The following is an 11,089-nucleotide window of genomic DNA, read 5'->3' on the forward strand; positions in this document are numbered from 1 at the left end:
TTATGAGCTTTGCACAACTCTCCATAGAGAAAAAAGTAATCAGTTGGATGTTTACGCTGCTTCTATTAATTGGCGGTAGTGTATCGTATTTTGATTTAGGGCAACTAGAAGACCCTGAGTTTACGCTTAAAAAAGCCATGGTTATTACCATGTACCCTGGCGCTTCGCCGCAGCAAGTTGAAGAAGAAGTTACTTTTCCGATTGAAAACGCGATTCAGCAACTCCCTTATGTTGATTACGTTACCTCTATTTCATCTAACGGTAAGTCGCAAATCTCAGTAGAGATGAAAAGCAATTATCGTAAAGAGCAGCTTCGCCAAATTTGGGATGAAATGCGTCGAAAAATTAACGACCTCTCCCCTTCGCTTCCCAGCGGCGTTTACCCAAGTACTATTTTAGATGACTTTGCCGATGTTTACGGTGTTATGTATTCGGTAACCGGTGATGGCTACTCATATGACGAGCTTAAAGACTACGTAGACTTTTTAAAACGTGAGCTAGTCTTGGTTAAAGGCGTAAGTAAAGTAACGGTTGCAGGTGAGCAACAACCGCAAGTAATGGTTGAAGTCTCAACGCGTAAATTAGCTCAATTAGGTATTGCACCAAGTCATATATTTCAGTTACTGCAATCGCAAAACACCGTATCTAATGCGGGTAAAATTCGCGTGGGCGATGAGTCAATTCGATTGCACCCTACTGGCGAATTTAAAGATGTAAAAGAGCTCGAAACGCTATTAATTTCAAAACCTGGTGCAAGTGAGCTTATTTATTTAGGCGACGTAGCAAAGGTTTACAGAGAGTACGCAGAAGTACCTAACAATGTTATTCGTTATAACTCTCAGCAAGCTTTGCTTATTGGCGTGTCGTTTATGTCGGGAGTTAACGTAGTTGATGTGGGTAAACACATTGACGATCACTTAGCTTCACTTGAGTACCAACGCCCTCATGGTATTGACATAAATTCGGTATACAACCAACCACAAGAGGTTCAAAAATCGGTTGATGGTTTTATTATCAGCTTACTTGAAGCTATTGCGATTGTTATTGTAGTACTGCTGTTATTTATGGGTTTAAAAAGCGGTATTTTAATTGGTGGTATTTTACTGCTTACTGTACTGGGTACGTTTATATTTATGAAGTTGTTTGCCATCGACTTGCAACGCATATCGCTTGGAGCACTTATTATTGCCCTAGGGATGCTGGTTGATAACGCAATAGTCGTCACTGAAGGCATACTAATAAACCTTAAACGTGGGCAAACAAAACTCAAAGCAGCGGTTAATATTGTTGAGCAAACAAAATGGCCCTTACTAGGTGCAACAGTCATTGCAGTCACTGCCTTTGCGCCAATTGGTTTAAGCTCTGATGCCAGTGGTGAATTTGCCGGCAGCTTGTTTTGGGTGTTGTTTATTTCGCTTTTATTAAGTTGGATAACAGCCATAACGTTAACGCCATTTTTTGCCAATTTAATGTTCAAAGAAAACGAGTTTAAAAACGAAGAAGGCCAAGAAGATGAAGACCCATACAAAGGTTTTATTTTTAACGGTTACAAAGCGATTTTAGATTTAGCGCTGCACTTTAGAAAAACCACGCTTATATTAATGGTTGTTTTACTGTGTACTGCGGTTGTTGGTTTTGGCTCTGTTAAACAGTCGTTTTTTCCTGCCTCTAATACACCTATGTTTTATGTAGATTACTGGCAAGAGCAAGGATCTGATATTCGCTCAACCCTAGAGGGCGTTAAAAAACTTGAAGAGTTTTTGCAAAAAGAAGACCTTGTTGAAGAAGTAACAAGTACAACAGGCCAAGGCGCTCCACGCTTTATGCTTACCTACGCACCAGAAAAATCATACCCCGCGTACGGGCAATTAATTATTCGTGTAGCCAACAGAGAAGCCGTAGCGACTGTAATGCAAACTGTACGTGATTACTCAAATAATCATGCACTCTCTGCACAGCTTAAAATTAAGCCAATGGAAATTGGTCCTTCTACTGATGCAAAAATAGAAGCGCGTTTTTCAGGCCCTGATCCTGTTATTTTAAGACAATTGGCTGCTAAAGCTGAAGAACTTATTGGTAACGACGATGGCGCGTACAATATTCGTGATGACTGGCGTGCACGTACTAAAATGATTCGCCCGCAGTTTAACGAGCAAAAAGCACGCCGCTTAGGTATTAGTAAATCTGACTTAGACAATGTATTACTAACAAGTTTATCGGGTAAACAAGTGGGCGTATATCGCGATGGCACGCAGTTGCTGCCTATTATTGCACGATCTCCTGCTAACGAGCGCTTAAACGTAGAAAGCGTACACGACCTACAAATATACAGCCCAGTATTGGGGGTATTTGTACCAGTGACTCAAGTTGTAGACGAATTTGATGTGCAGTGGGAAGACAGCCTAATAATGCGCCGCGATCGCAAACGAACTATTACAGTAATGGCCGATCACAATGTATTAGGGGACGAAACACCCGCTAAACTATTTGCACGTATTCGCGGACCAATAGAAAACATGGAATTACCGCGCGGTTACGAACTGGAATGGGGCGGCGAGTTTGAATCTTCAAGCAAGGCTCAAAAAGCAATATTTGGCTCATTACCACTGGGTTACTTAGCGATGTTTGCAGTAACCGTATTACTTTTTAACTCGCTTAAGCAACCACTTGTGATTTGGGCAACGGTTCCGTTAGCTATTATTGGTGTAAGCGCGGGCTTGTTAGCTATGAATGCTCCGTTTAGTTTTATGGGACTACTTGGTTTATTAAGCTTAAGCGGTATGCTTATTAAAAACGGTATTGTATTAGTTGATCAAATAAATCTCGAATTAAGGGAAGGTAAATCGCCCTATGAGGCCGTGTTTGACTCTGGTGTGAGCCGTGTACGCCCAGTTGCTATGGCGGCTATAACTACTATTTTAGGTATGATCCCACTGTTATTTGACGTGTTCTTCCAGTCAATGGCGGTAACTATAATGTTTGGTTTAGGCTTTGCCACCATACTAACGCTAATTGTGGTACCGGTACTTTACACGGTTATATTTAGAATTGATTACGAACCGCGTAAGTAGTTAAGCATATAATCGATTAACATTAAAAAGTGCCACTGGCTCAAGGTCAGTGGCATTTTTATTTAATACCGATGAAAAAAGAAAGGCTACATATTTAGTTGTTAAGAAACTAACCGCAACACTTTTTATATTTTTTGCCGCTACCACATACACAAGGTGCGTTACGCTCTGGTAATTTATCAAATACTTGTGGTGTTGACTTGCTAAGCGCAAAGTCTAGTTCGCGAATATCTTCTGGTACTTCAGCTTTAACTTCAATTGAAGCAAACAGCGAATGCTCTTCTAGTATTGCTTCTATTTCTGATTGTCGTGCAACTGAGTTTACAATTAACGTGAGCGGGTGTGACTCTGTGCCTGGCTTGGCAGTACGTTTTGGTGCAAATCCATTACTGTTATTTTTACCCATTATATCGGGCTTACCCATAAAGAAAAATTTTGACATGTTACTTCTATAACCTTTCTACATTATTAAGACGGCGCATCTTAACAGCTTACCCTACATATAACTAAGTGTACTTGATAATGCACAATATAAATCAGGCTTTAGCGTATATACGCCTAATATAGCGACATAATGAGGCCATTTAATGGATTTAGGCAAAATTTAAATTCGAAATATAGTAAAATTATCATGACTCAACTTAGTGCCATTTTAGTATCTAACTCAATATTATGGAAAAGCCTTGGAAAATTTTAAAACCGCGATACTAATAGCGGGCAGCGTTTTTATACTTTTTGGTTATTTACGCTTTATAACTGACGAGAATGGTAACGTGAACTTAAACAACTACCGTTTTACAGGAGACATACTACTGGTTATTTCCGGTATGTTCGATGGCACACGCGACCTTGTTAAGCGCCTGCGCTCTAAAAACTCGTTATCGGCGATTGCAGTTTATTTAGGTATACTCTTATTTTATATTGGCTTTAGCATTTAATAGCGAAACATTAAGCGCTAATTTGGGCTTTATACAAGCAACATTTTATAAGTGAATACCCTTTGACCTTTAAGCAACTCTTCAACAGCGCCATATTACTCTTAGTAACAGCACCTCCGCTGGTTTTACTTGCATGGGATGAACAAGCCGACCCCGCTTTTATCCCCAACAGTATATATAACACCTTAACATTTACGTTATTTCCAATAACGGCGATAGTGTTGTCGGTTGTTTTATTAAGGCACCTATATAAAAAATACAATAATAACTTTGAATTTAAACATACAGTTAAAAATTATATTGCTGAGCATGGGAAGTTCCGCAGCGCATTTATACCACTGTTTTTGCCCATTTTAATTTACTTATGGTTATGGACGTCAGTTTGTATTTCTGTGAAATTATGGGCCAATAAACACAGCAATAATATATGGCAGCAAGAGCATCAATTACTCGAGGTAGGTAGTTGCCCAAATGATTATGAGTACAGTTGTGCAACGCTAACTGTGCTTAGTTTACAGAACTACAGAAAATACACTTTTAGATGGTATTTAGATAAGAATAAATTGGTGACTTTGCAAAAAAACAATATAAATTTAGTGGGCGTTACAAGCCCACTAGGCAATATAGTACAAGAAATACAGTGGTAGTAGAATACCACTTAGGTGCAGATTATTTTTTTAAGCTAAGGGTACGCCCCGAGCTAGGTTTTGACTGTGACGACTTGTTCTCTTTAATACTTTTTGGCTTACCAACATACGTGGTAGAACGCTTTTGATAAGGTGCTTTACTGCGATCAGAGTTGCGACTTGAATTTCGCTCAGTACTACGCTCGCCACTTTGTTCGCCTTTATTAAAACGGCGAGGATTCTCACCCTGAAAATCACGCTTTTTAGGAATCGACGGCGTATTATTTTCTGATTGTTTATTAGCATCAAGCGAATGTTCTTGAGTTTTACCTGAGTCAGAAATCGAGTCGTTTATTTGCGCCATTTCAGTATCAGATAAATGACGCCACTGCCCTACCTTTAAACCTTTTAGTGTTACGTTCATTATACGAGTGCGCTTTAACGTCACCACTTCGTAACCTAAATATTCACACATACGGCGTATTTGGCGGTTTAAACCTTGTGTAAGTACTATTTTAAATTCTTTAGGGGCAGTTTGTGTCACTTTACACTTTTTAGTCACGGTATCTAAAATAGGCACGCCATTGGCCATTTTTGTAACAAACTGACGATTAAGCGGTTTATCAACCGTAACAACATATTCTTTTTCGTGGTTATTACCCGCACGCAAAATTTTATTAACGATGTCGCCTTCGTTAGTTAAAAATATAAGCCCTTCAGAAGGTCTATCTAAACGCCCTATTGGAAATATACGCGTAGGATAATTTACCGCGCGAATTATATTACTTTGAATTTTACTTTCGGTAGTACACGTAATACCAACTGGTTTATTGTAAGCGATATAAACGCGCTTTGGTGTGGCTTTAAGTGGCTTGCCATCAACCAATACAACATCGGTAGCAGCAACTTTTACGCCCATTTCAGGCGAGTAGCCATTAACGCTGACACGACCTTGCTCAATATATTTATCGGCTTCGCGGCGTGAACAAAATCCTGTTTCACTAATAAATTTATTTAAACGTTTTAATTCGGTCATGGCACTTATAGCGTAGTAATTTTTAAGGCGAGTAGTGTAAACCACCCACACTATTTTTTCGCCCCTAATTTAAAATTTATAGGTGTTTAAGCATTAATTTTTGCTTTCGTTAATTTACGCCATACAAATTCAAGCGGGCCTTGATTAAAATAGCGGCTGTATATAAAGGTAAATATGAGCTGCAGTGCAACTAATGCCGTTGCAACTAACCAGTAGTCAATACGATCAAAATTGAGCACCCAGTGCGTAAATAGCACTTTATATAACAATAATTGTATGAGTGTTTGGCTAATATATAAAGTAAATGCTAAGCGCCCCGCTTGTTGAATAAGCGTGCCAACGTGTGCGCTGTTATTGCAAAATTTAACAATTAAATGAATATACAGCGTAGCCATACCTAGCGCCGCAAAAATATTTATAAATTCTTGCACCCCATATCCTAAGCTGCCATTAAGCTGTGATGCATAAAGCCTGATTCCACAAAAAACAAGGGTCATTGCACCGCAAACTATTAATTGCTGAGTCGTTAAGCCTTTACTAAAAACGTCTTGTTTATATAAATAAATGCCAATGAGCATAAGGCCCACGCACATCCACATTGTCATTATTGGCACCATAACAAGCATTAACGTGTTCATAGCAAGGTTACTAATAAAGTAATCAATATAGTGTGGGTTATATAATTCAATAAACTGTGCTGTATCGCGGTAAATTATTTCATCGGGTACGCTAGATATAACAAGTAAGGTAACCACAGCCGACAACAAGGTAAATGCAAACCCTCTTTTTAAAAGTACGTTGCTATCACTTTCTAAATATTTAATAACAAACCATCCAGATACACCGTAAACAAATAAAATATCACCGGCCCAAAGTAAAAAACCATGCGCTAAACCAAAGAGGATTAACCAATAGAGCCTGCTTTTTATTTGCACTTCAGACTTGTAACGTTGCCACTGAATGTAAAGCCCAGCACCAAAAAGCAAACTAAACAGCGTTCTAAAACGCCCGTCTACAAACACGCTGCTAAGGGTGTGAATAATTGAGTCGCTAACAGGAGGAGTAGTTAAGGAGGAATACCCATATTCAAAAATGCCGAATGCGTAAGCATTCATGTAAACAAGGCCAAGCACGGCAACGCCGCGAATAAAGTCCATATTATAATTGCGCATTAAAGCTATTATCCGTTAAATATTATTCTTATAACTGTCAGCCCAATCGACTGACTGTTGGTAAAGTGGAGGTAGTATAGCACTGTCTATATTTAGCAAAAGTACGGCTTGTTCAAGTGCCCACCAGCTTCCTGTTTCATATGCTTTAACAACGTTTAAAATATAATAAAGTGTGTTTTTGTCCCCTAATAATGCCGTTTTTATTTCATCAGGGAAAGGTAGCTTTTCAACAAGCAAGCTCATTGGTTGATCAAGGATTGCATCCAGTAACGAGAATAACCCTGTTAAAAATGCTTCGCCTGACTGACTTTTATCAACATTTTTTGCCACAAGCTCACAAAAGCGAGCACGTACAACACATACTTGCATTAGCTCTGCTGGCTTTTTACCCGCTGTATGAGCAGTAACAATAAGGCTCACAAACTTTTTCAGGCGTTCGTGTCCTAAATACACAAGCGCTTGCTTTAATGACGATATTTGGCTTTGTATAGGAAACACACCGCTGTTTATTAATCTTAGTAACTTATATGCGAGTGCAGCATCTAGCTCAAACAGGCTTGCGATGGTTTTAATGTCAGGGCTTTGCTTCATTATTTCTGCGTAAATAGCGACGACTAAACCATAATTATAATCAATGTCGTTTTGCTTGATCATTGTAGGCTTTGCAAAAAAATAGCCTTGAAAATAATCAAACCCCATATCAAAGGCGAGCTTGTAGTCTTCTTGTGTTTCTATTTTTTCGGCTAGTATTTTTATTTTTTTATGCGCTTGTAACTTAGTAACTATGGGCTGTATTTCGCTAAGAGGTGTAATTGCAATATCAAATTTAATGAGTTTCACAAGCTTTAAAAAACGATCCCATTGTGGTTTATATACAAAATCATCGAGCGCGAGTTTGTAGTTACTATGAAATAAACCTCGGCATAGCTCATAGTTATCGTCGGTAGGTTCTATGGTTTCGAGCAGCTCAATCACAACGTCTTGACATGGTAAGAAAGCACATAAATCGAGTTTTAGTGATTCTGGTCCTATATTAATAAGCGCTTTTTTGCCTGATGTAATATGGCGTGTACCTAAATTTAATTGATTTTCCATAATAAGCCTTGCTGTTGCTTGGCCTTCTGCAATATCTGGAAAATAATTTTTTGGACTATCACGAAAAAGTAGCTCATAGGCTACTACTTTTTTACTTCGATTGAATATTGCTTGCCTTGCAACAAATACAGACACATTACCTACTTCTTAGCTTTTATATAATACTAAGTAATTAAACCCTAAGCAGGTAGATTTGTCACTAAACTTTAAAGTACAGAAACGATTTACCGGTATAAGGTTGTTATATAATCAGTTGCCACTTGTGGCCACGAAAAACGCATTTGCTCTGCGCTGTGCTTAATTTTATGCCATCTTTTAGGATTTTGCTTTTTAATTAAGAGAGTTTCGTCTAAACAGCTAATTAAATTACGCGTTTGCGTTGCCAACGTGTCTCCATTAAAGCTAAAACCATTTTCGTGGTGTTTAACAGTATCTTTTAATCCGCCAACACTGTGTACTAAACACGGTTGCCCCGCTCGCATTGCTAGCATTTGGCTAATACCACACGGTTCAAACGAGCTTGGCATTAAAAATAAGTCACCTAATTGATACATTAAATCGCCAACACCTTGCCCATACCCCTTTAAAAATAAAAGATTGGAATTACGCGCCATTGCTTTGGTAAATGTGCTTTCGAGCTCTTTGTCACCCGAGCCGAGAATAATAAGTCTGCCGTTATGTTCATTAATTAATTGGCACACTTTATCAATAGCTAAAACCCCATTAACCTGCTGGCACAATAACAACACTTTTTGCTCAGTAAGACGGCCAACGCTTGTAACTAATGGACCGTTATTAACCGTTGCTTTAAATTGTTGTAGTCGTTGGTGGGCAATATAGTAGCCACTTTGTAACTGCTCGTAATTGGCCATCCAACCAAACAAAGTACTCTCAGCTTGGCTATAAAAATCAGCGAGAGTTGCTCCTTCAAGTGCATTGCTTGGATATTCGCAGCCATTTAAAATACCAACAAGCTTGCCTTGGCTTGCTGCATTTTGCAGATCTTGCTCAAGCCCTTCGCCACCAAAAAAACCATGTTCGTAATTACTAGGTTCGAGAACCTCTTGGCTATAAGTTGGCGATACAACATGTATTTTATCGCATAGATTTATTGCACTGCGCATAGGATTAAAACAATGAGGGTAACGCGGGTCGCATAATTGCTGGCCATTATAACTAAGTGATGGAAACCACGCCTCTAAGCTTGAATCATCATGTTTGAAAGGTCTAATACCTTGCAGTGCAATATTATGTACTGTGAAGGCAATTGGTAAGGTATTAAGTGAGCTATAACGTGGCTCAAACTTAAGTAAAACTGCAACGCAGGCACTGTGCCAATCATGTAAATGCAGCGCTGTAGGGCGCTTTAATACACCTTGTAATAACGCTTCGCAGACGGCTGCGTTAAATAGAGCAAATTTAGTCGCATCAGTTGCAAAAGGCCTCCCCGGTGCATCATTACAATATACACTGCCTGATTCACTAAATAACGGGTGGCTAATAACAATTTGGCTTACATTATTTTCGGCTTGTTGTACTTTAAAAATGGTTAATACATGGGGTTGAGCATTAAATGCAACGGTTACTTCACCTATATAAATACGCTCAAGCGGCTCAAACCCGTAATCAGGAATAACAACATCAACCGTTATACCTTGCTTTGCGAGAGCCTTAGGTGCATCGCGTACTACATCTGCCACACCGCCTACTTTTGCGCCTGGTAACGCGTCATTTTCTGCTGCAACCATTAATACATGCATTAATTTATTATTTCCTTTAAACCTGTGTGAGCTTGCTCACAAATGAGCAAGCTATGTTGTCGTGCTTATCTAACTTGTTGTTACGCTAGCTTTTTATTTTCTCGCGCTTGGCGTTCTAACTTTTTTGCAAGCTCAGTGAGCATATCACGTGTAACAAGAACGATACCTTTTTTAGATACCCTAAAGCCGTTTTCTTCATCTGTTTTTTTGTCAAAACCTATTTCAAGACCTGCCGGTATTTCGCAGCTTCTATCTATTATTGCGCGTTTAATTTTACAACCTCGGTTTATAACCGCACCGGGTAAAATCACCGACTGCTCAATGGTACAAAATGAGCGAACGTGAACGTTAGAAAACAACAGGGATTTTCTAACCGCAGAGCCCGAAATAATACACCCACCCGAGACTGTTGAGTCTAAAGCCATACCACGTCTATCTTCATCATCAAAAATAAACTTAGCAGGTGGTAGTTGCTCTTGATAAGTCCATATTGGCCACGTTGGATCGTATAAATCAAGTTGTGGTTCTGGCATTACCAGTTCCATATTAGCTTCCCAGAACGAATCAAGCGTACCTACATCTCGCCAATAAGGTTGCCCTTCTTGGTTTGGATCTCTAAATGGGAAGGCAAACACATTATGCTCTTCTATAATCGCTGGAATAATATCGTGACCAAAATCGCGTCCAGAGCCTTCATTTTCAGAATCTTTTTTAAGTTGCTCAAACAAAAATTCAGTATTAAAAATGTAGTTCCCCATTGATGCTAAACATGTACCTGGCTTGCCGGGTACGGAGCTCGGCATTGCTGGTTTTTCATCAAAACGACACACTCTATTTTCTTCATCAACGGTCATTACACCAAACGTGTCTGCGGCTTCCTCTACTGGAACTTCAATACAACACACAGTCATATCTGCGCCTTTTTGCACATGTTCAGCCAATAAAGCACCATAGTCCATACGGTACACATGATCTCCAGACAAAATCATCACATATTTAGGAAGCTCGTGACGAATAATATCTATGTTTTGAAAAACAGCATCTGCGGTTCCACAATACCAATCATCACCTTGGCGCTGAGATGCAGGTAGTATTTCAACCGACTCTCCTAGCTCTTTTTTAAAGTGCCCCCATGCGCGGTTTACATGGCGTATTAATGAATGTGATTTATATTGTGTAGCAATACCAACACGTCTCACACCCGAGTTAATGCAGTTTGATAGTGGAAAATCGATAATTCGATGTTTACCACCAAAGTAAACTGCTGGCTTTGCTCGCCAATCGGTTAACTCATGCAGGCGAGAACCGCGACCGCCTGCCAGTATTAACGCGTAAGTTTCTCTGGTTAGGCTACTTATGTAGCGATTTGCATAATTAGGCATAATACTCTC

9 protein-coding genes are annotated in these 11,089 nt (G+C 39.3%); 3 read left to right on the plus strand and 6 right to left on the minus strand.

All coding sequences use genetic code 11. The features are described from left to right. Positions 1–2: 2 nt before the first annotated feature. Positions 3–3,071: an efflux RND transporter permease subunit gene (locus H5089_RS13625; protein ID WP_182712432.1), complete on the plus strand. Its 3,069-nt coding sequence runs from the start codon at positions 3–5 to the stop codon at positions 3,069–3,071. Positions 3,072–3,180: 109 nt separating this feature from the next. On the opposite strand, the gene H5089_RS13630 is transcribed toward H5089_RS13625, so the two are convergent. After that, positions 3,181–3,513 (minus strand): PBPRA1643 family SWIM/SEC-C metal-binding motif protein, encoded by a 333-nt coding sequence (locus H5089_RS13630; protein WP_182681989.1) that lies wholly within the window; start codon positions 3,511–3,513, stop codon positions 3,181–3,183. Positions 3,514–3,754: 241 nt separating this feature from the next. Here H5089_RS13630 and H5089_RS13635 point away from each other — a divergent pair, with 241 nt between their 5' ends. Next, positions 3,755–4,009 (plus strand): MetJ regulator of methionine regulon, encoded by a 255-nt coding sequence (locus tag H5089_RS13635; protein WP_182712433.1) that lies wholly within the window; start codon positions 3,755–3,757, stop codon positions 4,007–4,009. A gap of 62 nt (positions 4,010–4,071) precedes the next feature. Further along, positions 4,072–4,656 carry a hypothetical protein gene (locus tag H5089_RS13640; protein ID WP_182712434.1) on the plus strand — a complete coding sequence of 195 codons (585 nt, stop codon included), beginning with the start codon at positions 4,072–4,074 and terminating at the stop codon, positions 4,654–4,656. A 22-nt stretch (positions 4,657–4,678) separates the two neighbouring features. Here H5089_RS13640 and rluF read toward each other — a convergent pair whose 3' ends face one another. The 5 genes from rluF to glgC form a co-directional block, all read right to left on the minus strand. Further along, a complete protein-coding gene (gene rluF / locus H5089_RS13645; protein ID WP_182712435.1) occupies positions 4,679–5,671 on the minus strand; it encodes a 23S rRNA pseudouridine(2604) synthase RluF in 993 nt (330 codons plus the stop codon). Between the two features lie 86 nt (positions 5,672–5,757). After that, positions 5,758–6,828 (minus strand): DUF418 domain-containing protein, encoded by a 1,071-nt coding sequence (locus tag H5089_RS13650; protein WP_182712449.1) that lies wholly within the window; start codon positions 6,826–6,828, stop codon positions 5,758–5,760. A gap of 30 nt (positions 6,829–6,858) precedes the next feature. Beyond that, on the minus strand, positions 6,859–8,073 hold the full coding sequence (locus H5089_RS13655) for an EAL and HDOD domain-containing protein (protein ID WP_182712436.1): 1,215 nt from the start codon (positions 8,071–8,073) through the stop codon (positions 6,859–6,861). 89 nt (positions 8,074–8,162) lie between these two features. Then, entirely contained in the window at positions 8,163–9,698 is a 1,536-nt protein-coding gene (locus H5089_RS13660; protein WP_182712437.1) for a glycogen synthase, read from the minus strand. An 80-nt stretch (positions 9,699–9,778) separates the two neighbouring features. Then, positions 9,779–11,080 (minus strand): glucose-1-phosphate adenylyltransferase, encoded by a 1,302-nt coding sequence (glgC, locus tag H5089_RS13665; RefSeq protein WP_002958601.1) that lies wholly within the window; start codon positions 11,078–11,080, stop codon positions 9,779–9,781. Between the last annotated feature and the right edge of the window lie 9 nt (positions 11,081–11,089).

Origin of the sequence: Pseudoalteromonas sp. SR45-1 (assembly GCF_014163655.1) — a bacterium.
Lineage (GTDB): Bacteria > Pseudomonadota > Gammaproteobacteria > Enterobacterales > Alteromonadaceae > Pseudoalteromonas > Pseudoalteromonas distincta.